The organism is Kitasatospora xanthocidica (genome assembly GCF_014656195.1).
GTDB lineage: Bacteria > Actinomycetota > Actinomycetes > Streptomycetales > Streptomycetaceae > Kitasatospora > Kitasatospora xanthocidica.
The window spans coordinates 1-16052 of the sequence record NZ_BNBY01000040.1 but is presented as its reverse complement, the minus strand read 5'-3'; the positions used below and the strand labels follow the sequence as shown (position 1 = coordinate 16052).

The following is a 16052-nucleotide window of genomic DNA, read 5'->3' as shown; positions in this document are numbered from 1 at the left end:
GCCTGTGGACCCCCGTCCTCCTTATGGCCCGCTGCGGCCGTAAGACCGTCACCAAGTTCCACGGCTTCCCCGAGGCCTGACGGCGGGCACAGCAACGCCCCCGCTTGAGGTCCCGAGCGGGGGCGTGCAGGCGCTCACCGAGGCTGTTGCTGCAGATCGGCTGACCCCCGCGGGTGCGGGGAGGAGTCGGCCGAAGCCGCGAACGGAGCACCCTCCGGCGGCTGACCCCCGCGGGTGCGGGGAGGAGAGCCTAGGACGTCAGACCGTCAGGCCCCGGTCCGGCTGACCCCCGCGGGTGCGGGGAGGAGGCCGTCACCGCCGTCTACGACGCGGCCGGGGCGGCTGACCCCTGCGGGTGCGGGGAGGAGCACCTACACGTCCATCCGGCGATGCCGTCGACGGGCTGACCCCCGCGGGTGCGGGGAGGAGGTGTCGACTGCCGCACGCAGCTCCGGACCGGACGGCTCACCCCTGCGAGTGCGGGGAGGAGCCGCCGCCCGTGCCGGGCGGCATCGTGGTCGCCGGCTGACCCCCGCGGGTGCGGGGAGGAGGGTTGGCGCGGGCGGGAGATGGTCGCGCTCGACGGCTGACCCCCGCGGGTGCGGGGAGGAGGAAGTCAGGAACAGTCATGTCATCTCACATCTCGGCTGACCCCCGCGGGTGCGGGGAGGAGGCCACCACCACCGACCGCCTCCTGGAGCGCGGCGGCTGACCCCCGCAGGTGCGGGGAGGAGAACCGGTGGGCGGCCGACGCCGTCCGACGCTCCGGCTGACCCCCGCAGGTGCGGGGAGGAGCGTTCCATCCGCCAGGACTGGCGCACTGGCAGCGGCTGACCCCCGCAGGTGCGGGGAGGAGAGCCCGACCGCCGGGGTGCCCGCTGCCAGCACCGGCTGACCCCCGCAGGTGCGGGGAGGAGGGGGCCGAGTCGCACACCGTCGGCATGGCCACCGGCTGACCCCCGCAGGTGCGGGGAGGAGGTTCGGGCCCCAGACGTTGCCGATGCTCACGTCGGCTGACCCCCGCAGGTGCGGGGAGGAGCCACCCCACCAGCGCCCACGTCCGCGTTTACGTGGCTGACCCCCGCAGGTGCGGGGAGGAGTCAGGTCGCGCGCCGAACTTCTGCGCGAGCACCGGCTGACCCCCGCAGGTGCGGGGAGGAGGCCTACATCACCGACAGCCAGTTCGACCACTTCGGCTGACCCCCGCAGGTGCGGGGAGGAGGAAAGGTAGAGGCTGAGCCTGCGGACCTGGTGCGGCTGACCCCCGCAGGTGCGGGGAGGAGAAACTGCCCACCCGGGCCTCGGCGGTGAAGGCCGGCTGACCCCCGCAGGTGCGGGGAGGAGAACAGCGTGAGCGGCTTGCGGTCCTTGGTGGCCGGCTGACCCCCGCAGGTGCGGGGAGGAGTGCAGCACGGTGACCGGCCCGTCGGTCGCAGCCGGCTGACCCCCGCAGGTGCGGGGAGGAGTTGAGCCTGTTAACCCACCCCGCTGAGATCGGCGGCTGACCCCCGCAGGTGCGGGGAGGAGGGCCGAGATCCGGCAGGAGTTCGCCGCCGAGCTGGCTGACCCCCGCAGGTGCGGGGAGGAGACGGTGACGGCGGCCCTGCAATCGCTCGGGGCCGGCTGACCCCCGCAGGTGCGGGGAGGAGGGTTCGTGACGCCGGGGAGGAGTGCCGTCGGTCGGCTGACCCCCGCAGGTGCGGGGAGGAGCTGCCAGCAGAAGTACGCGGGGCTGATGATCCCGGCTGACCCCCGCAGGTGCGGGGAGGAGAGCGGAGGTCGTCGGCCTGGGTGACCATGTCCTGGCTGACCCCCGCAGGTGCGGGGAGGAGGCCGGCGTTGTAGGCGTAGGCGGCGATCTGCGCGGCTGACCCCCGCAGGTGCGGGGAGGAGCCAAGCCCGAACCCGACAACCTGTTCACCCGAAGGCTGACCCCCGCAGGTGCGGGGAGGAGGCGGCCGGGCGCCGCGGGCGGCCGCTGCCCGGCGGCTGACCCCCGCAGGTGCGGGGAGGAGGCGACGACGCCGGCCGCCGTCCAGCTGGCCAGCGGCTGACCCCCGCAGGTGCGGGGAGGAGACTTCCTGACCTGCGACGCAGCGACGGCTTTGCAATTTCTTGACCATGTGGGCGAGCTATCTGACGCCTTGCCAAGTGCGTTGTGCGGTGTCGAGATGTCAAGGATCGCTCACATGATGCCATGGGCGGTTCGGAGCCTGGAGGGGGCTTCTGAGCGTCGACGATTGGGGCGGGGCGGGCCCCACTCCTGTGCAGCGACGGCGAGCCGGTAACCGTGTACTCGTGATGGTGAGCTCATTGCGCCTGGAGGCTGTCTCGATCGCCGGGGTCCCCAGCGCCCATGGCCAGGTCCGGCGGTAGCCAAAAGTTCCAACCTAAGGGGTGGTTCAGCCTGTTTGGTGGTGCCTGAATCGTTACACGAACTACCCGCCGATGCCCTCCTGGTGCCTATGACCTCGGGCGATGCGCCGCGGCCCCCGTCGGCCAGGTCCTCGCCTGCCGTCGATTCCGATGAGAGGGCCGAAAGGATTGTCAGTGGCAGCTGATAGACCCTCAGACATGAATGAGAGCAAGCCCGTTGGCGGATCCGAGCCGGTCGATCCCGACTCCCGCCTGTGGGGCAAGAGTGCCGGCCTGCCCGGTCCGTATCCCGTGATCTGCCACCTCCTGGACACTGCCGCGGTCGCAGGCGCGCTGTGGGACGCGGTCCTGAGTGAGCGCGTGCGGGGGCGGATCGCCGGGGCCATGGGCGTCGGCGAGGGCGGGGCCCGGGAGATGGTGATGCTGTGGGCTGGGCTGCACGACATCGGGAAGATCTCGCTGCACTTCCAGCAGCAGGTCGCCGAGCAGTTCGCGAAGCTGATGGGGGACCCGGCGTACGCGGAGGACAACCCGGCGGCGAAGCGCAGCGGGTACCTGAGGCACGAGACGGCCACGCACTGGGGGCTGGTCGAGTTCTTCAAGCAGTGCGGATATCCGCTCAGCAAGCCAGTCAAGAAGTCGCCGGCTCACCAGATCGCCCAGTTGCTCGGCGGGCACCACGGGTGCTTCGCTCCCACGCTGCAGGTGAAGGAGATCAACAGGCCGTCGGGCTATCAGCCCGGTCTCGGCACGGCCGAGGGGTGGCGGGATCAGCGGCTTGCCCACGCGCACGCGGTCCGTCGGACGGTGGGGGCCGAGAAGCCGCTGGAGTCGGTGCTGCCCGGTGAGCTGGCGATGGTGGTCACCGGGCTGGTCGTGGTGGCCGACTGGCTGGCCAGCCAGGTCGATGTCATCGAGCCGCGGATGCCCGGGGAGGACTGGAAGGCCGGGGACTCGGAGCTCGCCGAGCACTTCGAGGCGGCAGCCGAGGCCGCACCGGGGTGGGTCCGCGAAGCCGGCCTCGGACGGGCGGCGTTTCCCGGCAAGCCCTTCACACAGCAGTTCCCGTTCCCCCCGAACAAGCTGCAGGCCGATGTCGCGGAGTACCTGCCCGGGGTGGTGAAGGGGCCCGGACTGCTACTGGTCACGGCCCCGACCGGCGACGGCAAGACCGAGGCCGCCCTGCACGCCGCCTCCGTGATCGCGCGGGCCTCGGGCGCCTCCGGGATGTACTTCGCGCTGCCGACAATGGCCACGGCGGACGCGATGTTCATCCGGGTCCGCAGGTTCGCCAAGGACAACGTCGAGGGCGATCGCGCGCTCACGCTCCTGCACAGCATGGCCTGGCTGAGCCCCGACTACGCCCCCGGGGAGGGGGCGACGGACGGGACGGCTGTCCTGGCGGACACCGAGGCCGGCCAGTGGCTGCGCACGGGGCGGCGGGGTCTGCTCGCGCCGCTCGCCAACGGCACCGTCGACCAGGCGCTCACCGGGGTGCTGCCGGTCCGCTACGGCTTCCTGAGGCTGTTCGGCCTGTCGAACAAGGTGCTGGTGGTGGACGAGGCGCACGCCTACGGCCCGTGGATGCACAGCCTGCTGGTGCGGCTGCTGGAGTGGCTCGGCGCGTTCGGCGCGCCGGTCGTGCTGCTGTCGGCGACGCTGACCGGCAAGGCGGCCTCGTCCCTCGTCGACGCCTACCGGCGCGGCGCGGGCTTCCGTGAGCCGTCCACGGTGGAGCCCTGCTACCCGGGCTGGCTGTTCGTGGACGCGGGCAGCGGAGAGGTGTCCACGCCGCGCGAGGTCGGCAGCAGCCGCACCCGGACCCTGCGCGTGGAGACCCGCCAGGTGCACTGGGACGTCCGGGACCAGGACGTCGCGAAGAAGCCCGGACGGCAGGGGCGCCGTGAGGCCCTGCGCGAGATCCTCGCATCGGTCACCACCGAGGGCGGCTGCGTCCTCGTCTGCTGCACCACCGTGGACGAGGCCCAGCGCACCTACCGCTACCTGCGGTCCCTCCTGCCCGAACTCGCCGCGCGCGACGGCGGCCTGCGGCTGCTCCACTCCCGCTACCCCGCCCACGAGCGGCAGCGCATCACCACCGCGTGCGAGGCCGCGTACGGGAAGCCCGCGAACGACGCGGCGGCGGCCACCCCGCGCGAGGGCTCGATCCTGGTGGCCACCCAGATCGTCGAGCAGTCACTCGACCTCGACTTCGACCTGATCGTCTCGGACCTCGCTCCGCTCGCGCAGCTCCTTCAGCGGGCCGGCCGCGGCAAGCGCCACGAACGCCCCAACCGCCCGGCCTGGACCGGCGAGGCCGGCGAGCCGCGCATGATCGTGCTGGAACCGCTCGACGACGACGGCCGCGTGGCCGCGCCCCGCTCCTGGGGCACCGTCTACGACGCATCCCTGCTGCGCCGCACCAGCCTGCTGCTCGCAAAGCAGTCCAGCGGTGCGGTCGAAGTCCCGGGAGACGTCCAGGAGCTCGTGGACGACGTCTACGCGGACGACTTCGGAGCCGGCCTGGAGAAGGCCGCTTCGGCCGAGCTCGACCGGATGGACGCCGAGCGCATCGCCTCGGAGGCGGCCGAGCAGCAGATGGCGGAGATCACCGTGATCCCGGCGCCGTGCGACGTGGTCGACGACCTGTCCGAGCTCAGCGAGCGCAGCTTCGTCGTCTCGGACGACCTGCTGACCACCCGCCTCGGCGCGGACAGCGGCCGCGCCGTGTGCGTCTTCGAACGGGAGGGCGGATGGAGCCTCGCTCCCGACCACGGTGTCCCGCTGCCCATGGCCGCGGCGAACCGGGATGAGATCGCGCTGATCATGCGGCACACCGTGCCGCTGCCCGGCCGCTGGCTCGCCGGCCGCACGGACGAGAACGCCGTGCCGAAGGCCTGGAAGGACCGGCCCCTGCTCACCGACCTGGCCCTGCTGCGCATGCGCCGTGACGGCGACCATTGGACGGGCCGGCTGGGGGAGAGGCAGCTCATGTACTCGAACGTGGGAATTTCCGAGAACTGACGTCGTAGGCACCGCACTTGACGCTACGTTGGCTACGCCGGTCCCGGACAGGGCTGTCGCCCGTCCGGGACCGGCACGACCCCCGCTTGAGCGGGGACAGGTCTGCCGACACGGCCGCTTCCTAGGCACCGCACGGCTCACCCCCGCTCGATCGCGGGGACCGCGCAGAGCCTACCCACCCTGTGATCACCCGTACTCGCCTCGCCGGAGGCCGCATGCCATCCGCACCACTCGCACCACCCGCTTACAACCTCCTCGACGAAGCGTGGATCCCCGTCCGCTGGATCCCCGGCAAGGAGACGAACGACACGGCGGATTCCACCACCGCCTGCCCACCCAAGGTCGGCCTGCGCGAGCTCCTGCTGCGCGCGCACGAGATCGAGCAGATCGCGATCGCCGACCCGCCGGCGCTCTCCGCGCTGTACCGCGTCCTGTACGCGATCACCGCCCGTGTGACCGAGCTCGACGAAGCCGGCCCCGACAAGAACTGGTCCGAGCGCCGCGACGATCTGGTCACCACGGGACGCTTCGGCGAGGAGCAGGTCGCCCGGTACGTCACGCCGATCCACGGCCGCTTCGACCTCTTCGACCCCGTACGTCCGTTCCTGCAGGACCCGAGGCTGGCCGAGCAGTGCGACCCGGCGAACACCGCCGGCGTCGACAAGCTCATCACCACCCGCCCCTCGGGCAACAACCACTCCTGGTTCCAGCACGTCAACAGCACCGCCCCCGAGCTGCCCACCCCCGACCAGGCCGTCCTGCACCTGCTCGTCTGGCACTACTACGGTCCCTCCGGACGGTGCTCCAGCCGTACAGTCGGCGGCACCAAGGCGGCCAGCAGCAAGGCCGGACCCCTGCGAAGCACGCTCTCCTACCACCCGGAGGGCGAGACGCTGTTCGAGACACTGCTGGCCGGACTTCCCAAACCCCGCGAGAGCGTCTCCCGTGACAGCGACCTGTGCCCGTGGGAGCGTGAGGAACTGCCCGACCCCGCAGCCGCTCCACCGCCGCTGAAAGGGCCGTGCTCCGAACTCACGGCCCGCTCCCAGCACGCGCTGCTGCTCGTGCCCGATGCCACCGGCCGGCACGTCCAAGACGCGTTCATCACCTGGGCGAACCAGCTCAAGATCTCCCGCGAGGGCGACCCGTACCTGATCTGGCAGACCAGCAAGGAGGGCAACCCCTACCCCCGCCCCGCCGACTCCCAGCGCGCGCTGTGGCGCGATCTGGACGCCCTGCTGCTCGAGAACCCCGCAGGCAGTACCCGGCCACAGCGCCCCGAGGTGTTCCGCACCGCGCTGGACGTCTCGGAAGACCTGAGGGTCCGCGCGCTGGGATTCGAACAGGACGGACAGGCCAAGGACATCCAGTTCGTCGACGCGGTCACCCCACCGGTACTCGGACTCGAAAAGCAGGAACCCGAGGTCGCCGTCGAGATCGGCCGCCTGCGCGTCCTGGGGGAGCGGTACGGCAATCGGCTCGACCGGGCCGTCAAGAAGGCCTGGGCCGGCTTCACCACCGCCCCCAAGATCCGCGACTGCACCTGGGCCGTCGACGCCGCGGCCCGCTACTGGCCCGCCGCCGAGGCCGAGTTCTGGAAGCGCCTCAACGAACGCGACTTCGACGGCGCCGCCGCGGCGTTCCGCATCCTCGCCGAGAAGGCCTACGACACCGTCACCTACGGCGCGCTCGGCACCATGCGCGGAGCCAAGGCCTGCACCACCGCCCGCATCGAGCTGTACGGCGGGCCGGTGAAGCGCCCGGCCAAGACCGGCGGCGCCGGCGGCACCGGCGGCCGCAACACCAGCACGGAGGACGCATGAGCACGACCAGCACCATCCCCGGACCCGCCAAACCGGCGGACGACGCGGTCGGCACGCCGAAGGAGCCCGCCCTCATCCCCTCGCTGGGGCGGGCACGCGCCTTCACCGCCAGGATCGACAAGCGCAGTCACGAGGATCCCGGTGTCCGCGCGGCCCTGCGCCGCGGCGTCGGCAAGGACCTGGACGCCGTGCCGTTCATGCACCGCTACGTGGCCTCCTGGCTCACCGACGAGCAGACGCGCAGCCGCGACGTCCAGCGCGCCTTCTACACCGTCGCCTCCCTGATCGCCGCGCAGCGCCGCGACCAGTACACCGCCGCGAAGGCCGAGACGTCGAAGAAGAGCGGGTCGAAGGACCAGCCGACGGGCGAGGAGGCGACGGCCGCCGAGGCGGCGCCGGACACGCCCGGCCACCCGGCCGACCGTCCGGAGGACGCGGACCCCGGCACCGCCAAGCGGATCCCCCCGCGCAGCCTCGGCCACGCCTTCGCCGACGGCGTCATCAAGGGCGGCCAGGCAGGCGGCCTGCGCGAGACCTCGGCCGAGACCCGCCTCAACCTGCTGAGCCGGCAGAGCGTCGACGGCCTGCACCGCCACCTGCCCGGAGCCGTCCGCCAACTGCGCGGCAGCGACGTGGAGGTCGACTGGGCCCAACTCCTCATCGACCTCTGCCAGTGGCGCCGCCGCTCCGGCACCGTCAAGCGGATCTGGCTCCAGGACTACCACCGGACCCTGCAGAAGGACGGCGAGCGCCGGGCCCGGGAGCACGACGACGACCAGAGCGACGCCGCGGACGCCGCGGACGCCACCGATACCGACAGCACGGACAACGGCGCCAACCCCGAGGCCTGACCGGCCCGCCCGTACAGACCACCACCCCCGCACCACCCGACCCCCAGGAGCAGAGCATGCCCGGCCCCGACCGCACCACCGCCCGCTTCCTCGACATCCACGTCGTCCAGAGCGTCCCGTTCGCCAACCTCAACCGCGACGACAACAACTCCGTCAAGACCGTCCGCTACGGCGACACCGAGCGCACCCGCGTCAGCAGCCAGTCCTGGAAGCGCGCCGTCCGCGAGTACTTCCAGCAGAGCTTCGGCGAGCAGGCCCTGCGCACCCGCCGCATCGGCGCCCGCGTCACCCGCCTCCTCCAGGAACAGCACGGCTGGCCCGCCGACCTTGCCCAGCGCGCCGGCCAGCACGTCGCCGCCGGCAGCAGCATCAAGTTCGAGACCGCCAAGGACTCGCCCGTCATCACCACCAACGCCATGGTCTACGTGCCCGAGACCGCCGTCGCCGAACTCGCCGCCCTCGCCGAGGAACACCGCGCCGAACTCGAGAGCGCCAAGGACATCAAGAAGACCAGCGACAAGAGCGTCCTGCCCAAGGAGGCCATCGACGCCATCCTGCGCAGCCGCAACGGCGTCATCAACCTCTTCGGCCGCATGCTCGCCGAGGTCGACGACGCGGGCGTCGACGGCGCCGTGCAGGTCGCCCACGCCCTGACCACCCACGGCACGGACGTCGAACTGGACTACTTCTCCGCGGTCGACGATGTCACCTCCGCCTGGGGTGACACCACCGGCAGTGCCCACATGGGCCACGCCGAGTTCAGCGCCGGCGTCTTCTACCGCTACGCCACCGTCGACCTCGCCGACCTGGCGGCCAACCTCGGCGGCGACCGCGAGGCCGCCCGCGAACTCGCCGCCGGGTTCGCCGAGGCCTTCATCCTCTCCCTCCCCCGCGCCAAGAAGACCGCCACCGCCCCGCACACCATCCCCGACCTCGTCCACATCGCCGTCCGCAGCGACCGCCCGCTCTCCTACGCCGCCGCCTTCGAGCAGCCCGTCGCCTCGCACGAGAGCGGCGGCTACGGCCCCGCCTCCCGCACCGCCCTGGCCCGCTACGCCACCGCTGCCGACAAGCTCCTCGGCAGGCGCGGCACCGTCACCGCGGCGTGGGCCAGCCTGGAGGACAAGGACCTCGAGGGCCTGGGCACCCGCGTCGACTCCTTCTCCCAGCTCATCGACACCGCCATCGACGCGGCCTTCACCACCGCCCGTACCGACGCCGCTGCCGGCCCCGACGCCGCCTCCGTCACCGCCGGGGCCGGCGCATGAGCACCGCCACCGCCCCCACCCGAGGACTGCTGCTGCGCCTGGCCGCGCCGCTGCAGTCCTGGGGAGAGACCGGCCAGTTCAACGAGCGCGACACCGCGCCCTTCCCCACCCGCTCCGGCGTCATCGGCCTGCTCGCCGCCGCCCTCGGCCGCAAGCGGGGCGAGCCCATCGACGACCTCGCCGCCCTCTCGCTGACCGTCCGCACCGACCGGGCGGGCGTGGTCCTGCGCGACCTGCACACCGTCGGCGGCGGCCTGCCCGCCGCCCGCACGGTCACCACCGCTGAGGGCAAGAAGCGCACCGGCGCCACCGCCACCCTGCTGTCCCACCGCTACTACCTCGCCGACGCGGCCTTCACCGCGGTCGTCACCGCGGCCCCCGACCGCCTCGACGAGTGGGCTCAGGCGCTGCGGAACCCGCACTGGCCCCCCTACCTGGGACGCCGCTCCTGCCCGCCCGAAGGCCCCCTGCTGCTCGGCCTGGTCGACGACCCGCTGCACCACCTCGTCCACCTGCCGATCGCCCGACGGGCCCGCACGGGCACCAAGACCGTCGACATCGTCTTCCACGGCGACCAGCCGCTCGACCGCCTCGGAGACCACCCCCAGCCCGGGGACGACGACGGCAGCACCCCCGCCGGCGAGGTCACCGACGACCCGACCGACTTCCACCCCCGGCGACGGGCCTACCGCGCCCGCCCCCGATACCAGCGCACCCTCACCCTGCCCGCCGACCGCTGCAAAGGCCTCGCCGCCGGCTACCTGACCGCCCTCGGCGACTACCTGACCCGGCACACCACCCGCCCGGAAAGCATCCACGCATGACCCTGTGGCTCACCCGCATCATCCCCGACCCGCGCAGCCGCGACGCCCGCGGCGACACCGCCGGCGCCGTCCACCTGCACCACCGCATGATGTCGCTCTTCCCCGACCACGTCGCCGCCGACGAACCGCGCCGTCTCCTCGGCGTCCTCTTCCGCACCGAATCCACGCCCGCCGGCGACCAGATCCTCCTCCAGAGCGCCGAGCGGCCCGACCTCGACCGCCTCCCCGCCGGATACGGGCAGGCGGCGACCAAGACCCTCACGCCGCTCCTGGACGCCCTGCGGCCCGGCCTGCACATCCGCTACCGCATCGCCGCCAACCCCATCCGCAGGCCCAGCCGAGCCACCCGCGAGCTCTACCAGCTCAAAGCCGTCGTCCCGCTCCAGGGCACGGCAGCCGACGACTGGTGGGCCCGCCAGGCCCAGTCCTCCGGCCTCGACCTCGGCACGCTCCACTCCAGCCCCCTCGAAGCCGCCAAGGGCCACCGCCGCAACGACCAGCGCCCCATCAAACACGACCGCGTCCTGTTCGAAGGCACCGCCGCCATCACCGACGCCGACCTCCTGCGCACCCGCCTCACCGACGGCATCGGCAAGGGCAAGGCCTACGGCTGCGGCCTCCTCAGCATCGCCCCCCACCAGGGGCCGCAGTGACCGCCCGCCGCCCCGACCCCGGCGGTGCCCGGCGCAAACTCGCCGCCCCCACCGTCGCCATGCTGCCCCGCATCGCCGACTCCCTCTCCTTCCTCTACCTCGACATCGTCCGCATCGTCCAGGACGACACCGGCGTCTGCGCCGAGGTCACCAGCCCCCACCGCGGCACCGAAACCGTCTACCTCCCCACCGCGGCCCTCAGCTGCGTCCTCCTCGGCCCCGGCACCTCCATCACCGCCCGGGCCCTGACCACCTTCGCCCGCCACGGCACCACCGTCGTCATCGCCGGATCCGGCGGCGTCCGCTGCTACGCCGCCACCGTCCCCGAGTCCCTCAGCACCACCTGGCTCGAACGCCAGGCCCGCGCCTGGGCCGACGACACCACCCGCCTGGCCGTCGCCACCGCCATGTACGAGCAGCGCTTCGGCCGCGGCACCGTCCCGGCCGGCAGCGGCCTCGCACAGCTACGCGGCCTGGAGGGCCAACGGGTCAAGGCCCACTACCGCCTCCTCGCCCAGCAGCACCGCATCGGCCGCTTCCGCCGCAACTACGACCCGAACTCCTGGGACAAGCAGGACCCCGTCAACCAGGCCCTCTCCGCCGCCAACACCTGCCTCTACGGCATCGTCCACGCGGCGATCCTCGCCCTCGGCTGCTCGCCAGCCCTCGGCTTCGTCCACAACGGCAACCAGCAGGCCTTCGTCTACGACGTCGCCGACCTGTACAAGGCCGAACTCACCATCCCGCTCGCCTTCTCCCTCCACGACTCCCCCCAGCCCGAAGCCGACGCCCGCCGAGGCTTCCGCGACGGCCTGCGCCTGTTCCGCCTGCTGCCGCGCATCGTCACCGACATCCAGCGCCTGCTCGCCCCAGACCAGGACATCACCCTCCCGGACCCGGAGGAGCAACTCGTCGACCTGTGGGACCCGGTCTCCGGCCCCATCCCGGGCGGGGTCAACTACGCGGGGGAGGAACTGCTGTGAGGCCCGGTCGGCCTGCGGACACCCATCCGGATCGGGAGCACCCATGGCAGCCATGACGGTCCTCTCCGCCACGGCGGTCCCCGACCACGTCCGCGGCGCCCTCACCCGCTGGCTCATCGAGGTCACACCCCAGCTGTACGTCGGCACCATCTCCGCCAAGGTGCGCGAGGAACTCTGGCAGGCCGTCAGCGGCTGCGTCGGGGACGGCGTGGCGGTACTGGTCCACACAGCGGCCAACGAGCAGGGCTTCGAGCTGCGGACGGCAGGTGAGCAGCGTCGGAAGCCCGTGGACTTCGACGGGCTGACACTGGTCGCGATGGCAGGCCTGCAGACCGCTGAAGGTCAGGAAGCGGATGCGGCCGTCGCAGGCGAGGGGTGAGTCCCGGCCTTCCCAGCGCTCCGGAGGAGGCCAGACCCGTCCGCGTCAGACCGAGCAACCAGGAGAGCCACACCACGGTGACCAAGTACCCCGTGACCCGTTTACTGCAGCCGATCGCGGGTCTCCCGCCCTTCGTGGCAATTCGATCCCTGAAGAGCTAGATAGGAAGCTCCTTCGGAAGATGGAGCAGCGATTCGCCATTCGCATCTTTCCTCAGACCCCGCTGGCCTGACATCACAACTCCCCTGCGAACAGGTTCCAGGGGCACAGCCCGACATGGTGACTTGACCGGGAGACTGCCCGGTCGCTCGTGCTGGCCGCGATCACGTCACTCGTTTAGATGGCCTCACGCAGGCTCCAAAGTGAACCGATGATTCCAGGCTCACAGCGATTAGCTATCTTTGATTACGGGCCCTGGATGGATCGGGCCATCCAGGGCCCGTAATCAAACCAATGCCTACTTTCGCGAGCCGATCTCCTTACTTCCTTCTACCAGGGGATCATCGCCCACTCGCGGCGCATCGAGGAACGCTCGAACCCGAGGCCCGGCACTGCGATCAGGAAGCCAGATCTTATTCTTCCCCTGCCGTGTCGCAAACACCAGATTCTCCCGCTGGAGGAGCTGCATAGCCGGCGCTACGAGGGCCATATCGGTCGCGCTCATTCCTCTCGTAATAGCACTGTCCTTCCTTCCACTACCGCGCTGCATGTACAGCTTGCGGAGTAGAGTCATGACGACTCGCGTCCCGATGGGTAGTATTGCCGAATCCATGATCGCAGCGTTCCGGTCGGCGGCGTCAGGAAACTCCGCAAAATCGCAACTCTGGAAGTTGTCCGCTGGCATATCGGATTCTCCGAGCCGCCCTAGCGTTTCACCGAAGTCGCAGGAGTAGAAGCGCGGAAGGCCGGCGCCTGCGGGATCCCCAGACACGACAAGCTCGGAGAACAGGCAGTGGATAAACTCTACACCGCTAAGATCTGGCCCGCCTTCACTAATATCCAAACTCGGAATGATGGCGTTCGAGACCACATAATTCAGCATACTATTCGGCTGTAGGTCGATATCCAGAACGATTGCAATCCGAACGATATCTGCGGCCAGTTCGCCACAATCCGTGCGGACAGCTCTGTCCAAGGCTTTACGGACCTGGCCTTCAGGGACCTCAAGGGCGGCTAGCTGATATGCCGCAACCTCGACCCCGAGCGGCTCCATAGAGGAGTTCCACTTCTTCGGGTCAAATCCCGCGTATTCACCATGAGGGTCTACGATGTACCGCGTTACGTGTGCGGCCTGTGCGGCGCTCGCCAAATCAATATCAACGAACCGGCGCGTACCCTTTTCGGAGTCGTCCTCCTCCCCTCCAAGCCCAGGAAGCCGCTGGAGCAGAGTGAGCTCCTTGTCGCTGGGTGGTTGGTGTCGAACGACCGTAAACGCATCGACGATGTCACTCATCGTGACAGGTCCGACACCCTGGGGAGTTTGGCGCGCGAATCCTGCCAGCTGCTCGATAACTTCCCTAACGGCGACACCATCGACGCCTTGCTTGATGAACGACTCTCGCTCACTGATCGTACTCAGGAGCCAATCCCACCCAGGGGCTGGTGCCAACCCTTCACTTCCCGCGACATTCCGAATCACTCCTTCTGCCGCAAGGTGTCCAAGAAGCAGCGGTCTGACGGGAAGCCAATCCGGAAGTAAACCGTTTCCAGAATCCTTAAACTGGCTGAGAAACCTCCGCGCCTGCTCATCCGTGAAGTCGCTTAGAGAAGCGATAAGATGCGGAGCACTATCGAATAGACTTCTTCCCATCTCGTCAAGCGAATCAAAGTAGAATCGCCTGCCGGCGACGATGACGCCAACCTCAGACGGCGCCTCCCTGGAGAATTCCTTGATCAGGACAGTGGCGGCCCTTCTGTTCTCCCGAATTGCCTCGGTCGATCCGCTCCACCCTGGCGCTGCCAGCTCGTCAAATCCGTCAAGGAGAATGTACGCATAGCCACTCCTCCAGGCATTCACAAGCTTGTGCGGACTCGGAAACCCTAGATGGCTGGCATGTCGGGAGATTGCCTCCTCGGGATCCACTTGCCCGTAGTGGCGTCGAAGGCTGAGGGTAATGGGAAAGCGATGTGACTCATTCGAGAGATATTTACTCTTAAGTCGTGAGTGAATCTCTCGAAGAGTCATGCTCTTCCCGGCGCCGTAGTCGCCGAGGAGGGCTAGATTTTCACCGGACTCGATAGCGGAAACAATCTCTGCAATTGATGATTCCGTCTTTACGGGTACCGCCTTAGACGCCCTCCTTGGATGCATGGAGGGCTTAGCCCTTGATGCCCCAGTTGTGACCGTTATCCCAAGAGGGACGTACTTGATAAGATCAACTGCGCTGTTCGTAGTTGGGTTAGAAGCACTCCCCCAGCTTGCCCTGTCTCGGAGCCTCAAGTACTCGCGCGCATCGACGATCTTAGACCGGAACTGATCATACGAGATCACCTCAATGTTCCGATCGTAATCATTGTGCAAAACCCGTCGCTGATCAGCCGTTGGCGGATGGTATGTAACAAACCAAGACTTCGCGAAATCCCCCCTTGCTCGAGCCTTTTTCAGGTGATCGCGAAGTTTCGGCCCGACATTGTGCGCTTTATCAATTCTACGGTCCATGGTCGCTTCAACCATGTGGGACACCTCTTCGGTGTCGAACACGCCGTCGACCTCTCGGCCGTCTACGATCTCGGGGCCGCCATGCTCAGCACCGGGCCAGAGCGCACGCGCAACCCTGCGTACCTCTTCTTCAAACTCAAAGGAAGACATGTTTGACATCTGTAGTGTCCAGATCTTCGCGTGAGGGCTACTGTCCGCTAGTCAGGCTGACGCGCCTACTTCCGAGCCGCGCCAAAGCCTGCATCTAGGGCAAGGCTATGCCCTACAAACTGGCAGTGCGCCCCTCTTGAGGTCGTACTCAGTAGGGAAGTTGACACATGCTCGGCCCGAGCGGCGCCGTTCGCAACCTCAGCCAGGCTGGATCTCAACATGCAGACTTGACAGGGAACACCGCCCGCTCCGTGACGCGGACCTCGCGGGCGATGTGGGCGACCGAGGCACCAGCGGCCGTGGGGGCGGCCCGCAGCTTCGCCGCGTCGAAGCCGTACGGAGTGGCGCTCACACCCGTCTCCTACCCGCCGTCGTACGGCGAAGTCCGTTCACCCTGAACGATCGGCGCACGGCCCTGGCCGGTGAAGGTCCGTTCAGGGTGAACGAACCGCGAGGGCGACGAGGGTCGCGGTTCGTTCACCCCTGGCGACCATCGGTGCTGGTCAGCACCACAGCTCGGTGCCGTCCGGGTCGGGGCCCTCCGGCTCTTCCTCGTGCTCCGGATCGTCACTGTCGGTCCAGGTGCCGAAGGGGCCGGGCTGACCCGGGTCGGCGCCGAGTTGGAGGGCTCCGCCCTTGAGGCGGTGCGGGCCGGGGATCATCGGGTGCCGCCGTGGAGCTGAGCCGGGATGCGGCTGGCGCGGAGTTAGCGGAGGTCGGGGATGTGGTTGTAGACGGTGCCGGGGCTGATGCCGAGGAGCTTGGCGATCGCGGTGATAGAGAGGCCGGGGTGGGCAGCATGTCGCGCGCGGTCTTGATGATGTCCGCGTCGACGGCGGGCCGGCCACCGACCTTGCTGCGGGCGCGGGCGCGGGCGGCGGCCAGGCCCTTGCGGGTGCCGGAGACGATCAGCTCACGGATGAACTCGGCGAGGGCGGCGAAGACGTGGAAGACGAGCCGGCCGCCGGGGGTGGTGGTGTTCCCTGTCAAGTCGATGTGTTCAGCTTGACGTTTAACCTCGCGCGGCGAGGTGGGCCTGGAGCGTGGGTTCGCGTTTGACGG

12 protein-coding genes, 1 pseudogene and 1 CRISPR repeat array are annotated in these 16052 nt (G+C 69.6%); of the genes and pseudogenes, 8 read left to right on the top strand and 5 right to left on the bottom strand.

Going from position 1 to position 16052, the window contains the following annotated elements; all coding sequences use genetic code 11:
- Positions 1-157: 157 nt before the first annotated feature.
- Positions 158-2076: a CRISPR direct-repeat array (repeat unit 29 nt; unit sequence CGGCTGACCCCCGCAGGTGCGGGGAGGAG).
- 498 nt (positions 2077-2574) lie between these two features.
- The 8 genes from cas3 (at position 2575) to cas2e (ending at position 12181) form a co-directional block, all read left to right on the top strand.
- Positions 2575-5400, top strand: coding sequence for a CRISPR-associated helicase Cas3' (gene cas3 / locus IE332_RS36950; protein ID WP_189925400.1), 2826 nt, complete (start codon positions 2575-2577; stop codon positions 5398-5400).
- 215 nt (positions 5401-5615) lie between these two features.
- On the top strand, positions 5616-7223 hold the full coding sequence (gene casA, locus IE332_RS36945; protein ID WP_189925398.1) for a type I-E CRISPR-associated protein Cse1/CasA: 1608 nt from the start codon (positions 5616-5618) through the stop codon (positions 7221-7223).
- Complete coding sequence (gene casB / locus IE332_RS36940) at positions 7220-8074, top strand: type I-E CRISPR-associated protein Cse2/CasB (protein WP_189925396.1); 855 nt, start codon at positions 7220-7222, stop codon at positions 8072-8074. Before casA ends, casB begins: the two co-directional genes overlap by 4 nt.
- A gap of 56 nt (positions 8075-8130) precedes the next feature.
- The gene (gene cas7e, locus IE332_RS36935; RefSeq protein WP_189925394.1) at positions 8131-9342 is read left to right on the top strand and encodes a type I-E CRISPR-associated protein Cas7/Cse4/CasC; all 1212 of its coding nucleotides are present in this window, start codon (positions 8131-8133) and stop codon (positions 9340-9342) included.
- Positions 9339-10166, top strand: coding sequence for a type I-E CRISPR-associated protein Cas5/CasD (gene cas5e / locus IE332_RS36930; RefSeq protein WP_189925392.1), 828 nt, complete (start codon positions 9339-9341; stop codon positions 10164-10166). The genes cas7e and cas5e overlap by 4 nt, the downstream gene beginning before the upstream one ends.
- Complete coding sequence (gene cas6e / locus IE332_RS36925; RefSeq protein ID WP_189925391.1) at positions 10163-10819, top strand: type I-E CRISPR-associated protein Cas6/Cse3/CasE; 657 nt, start codon at positions 10163-10165, stop codon at positions 10817-10819. The genes cas5e and cas6e overlap by 4 nt, the downstream gene beginning before the upstream one ends.
- A 59-nt stretch (positions 10820-10878) precedes the next feature.
- Positions 10879-11802: a type I-E CRISPR-associated endonuclease Cas1e gene (gene cas1e, locus IE332_RS36920; RefSeq protein ID WP_189925463.1), complete on the top strand. Its 924-nt coding sequence runs from the start codon at positions 10879-10881 to the stop codon at positions 11800-11802.
- Between the two features lie 43 nt (positions 11803-11845).
- Positions 11846-12181, top strand: coding sequence for a type I-E CRISPR-associated endoribonuclease Cas2e (gene cas2e, locus IE332_RS36915; RefSeq protein ID WP_189925390.1), 336 nt, complete (start codon positions 11846-11848; stop codon positions 12179-12181).
- A 457-nt stretch (positions 12182-12638) separates the two neighbouring features.
- Here cas2e and IE332_RS36910 read toward each other — a convergent pair whose 3' ends face one another.
- From IE332_RS36910 to IE332_RS42525, 5 genes and pseudogenes are all read right to left on the bottom strand, one after another.
- Positions 12639-14999 carry an NACHT domain-containing protein gene (locus tag IE332_RS36910; RefSeq protein WP_189925389.1) on the bottom strand — a complete coding sequence of 787 codons (2361 nt, stop codon included), beginning with the start codon at positions 14997-14999 and terminating at the stop codon, positions 12639-12641.
- A 205-nt stretch (positions 15000-15204) separates the two neighbouring features.
- On the bottom strand, positions 15205-15342 hold the full coding sequence (locus IE332_RS36905) for a hypothetical protein (RefSeq protein WP_189925388.1): 138 nt from the start codon (positions 15340-15342) through the stop codon (positions 15205-15207).
- Positions 15343-15493: 151 nt separating this feature from the next.
- Positions 15494-15652 carry a hypothetical protein gene (locus tag IE332_RS36900; protein ID WP_189925386.1) on the bottom strand — a complete coding sequence of 53 codons (159 nt, stop codon included), beginning with the start codon at positions 15650-15652 and terminating at the stop codon, positions 15494-15496.
- Positions 15653-15696: 44 nt separating this feature from the next.
- Entirely contained in the window at positions 15697-15759 is a 63-nt protein-coding gene (locus IE332_RS42530) for a hypothetical protein (RefSeq protein ID WP_229929215.1), read from the bottom strand.
- 149 nt (positions 15760-15908) lie between these two features.
- Positions 15909-15980, bottom strand: a pseudogene (locus tag IE332_RS42525) (hypothetical protein); the annotation flags it as partial.
- Positions 15981-16052 lie beyond the last annotated feature (72 nt).

Bases quoted from the DNA above. Each gene is read 5' to 3' on its own strand.
- cas3 (WP_189925400.1), top strand. From the start codon at position 2,575: ATGAATGAGAGCAAGCCCGTTGGCGGATCCGAGCCGGTCGATCCCGAC.
- casA (WP_189925398.1), top strand. From the start codon at position 5,616: ATGCCATCCGCACCACTCGCACCACCCGCTTACAACCTCCTCGACGAA.
- casB (WP_189925396.1), top strand. From the start codon at position 7,220: ATGAGCACGACCAGCACCATCCCCGGACCCGCCAAACCGGCGGACGAC.
- cas7e (WP_189925394.1), top strand. From the start codon at position 8,131: ATGCCCGGCCCCGACCGCACCACCGCCCGCTTCCTCGACATCCACGTC.
- cas5e (WP_189925392.1), top strand. From the start codon at position 9,339: ATGAGCACCGCCACCGCCCCCACCCGAGGACTGCTGCTGCGCCTGGCC.
- cas6e (WP_189925391.1), top strand. From the start codon at position 10,163: ATGACCCTGTGGCTCACCCGCATCATCCCCGACCCGCGCAGCCGCGAC.
- cas1e (WP_189925463.1), top strand. From the start codon at position 10,879: ATGCTGCCCCGCATCGCCGACTCCCTCTCCTTCCTCTACCTCGACATC.
- cas2e (WP_189925390.1), top strand. From the start codon at position 11,846: ATGGCAGCCATGACGGTCCTCTCCGCCACGGCGGTCCCCGACCACGTC.
- IE332_RS36910 (WP_189925389.1), bottom strand. From the start codon at position 14,999: ATGTCAAACATGTCTTCCTTTGAGTTTGAAGAAGAGGTACGCAGGGTT.
- IE332_RS36900 (WP_189925386.1), bottom strand. From the start codon at position 15,652: ATGATCCCCGGCCCGCACCGCCTCAAGGGCGGAGCCCTCCAACTCGGC.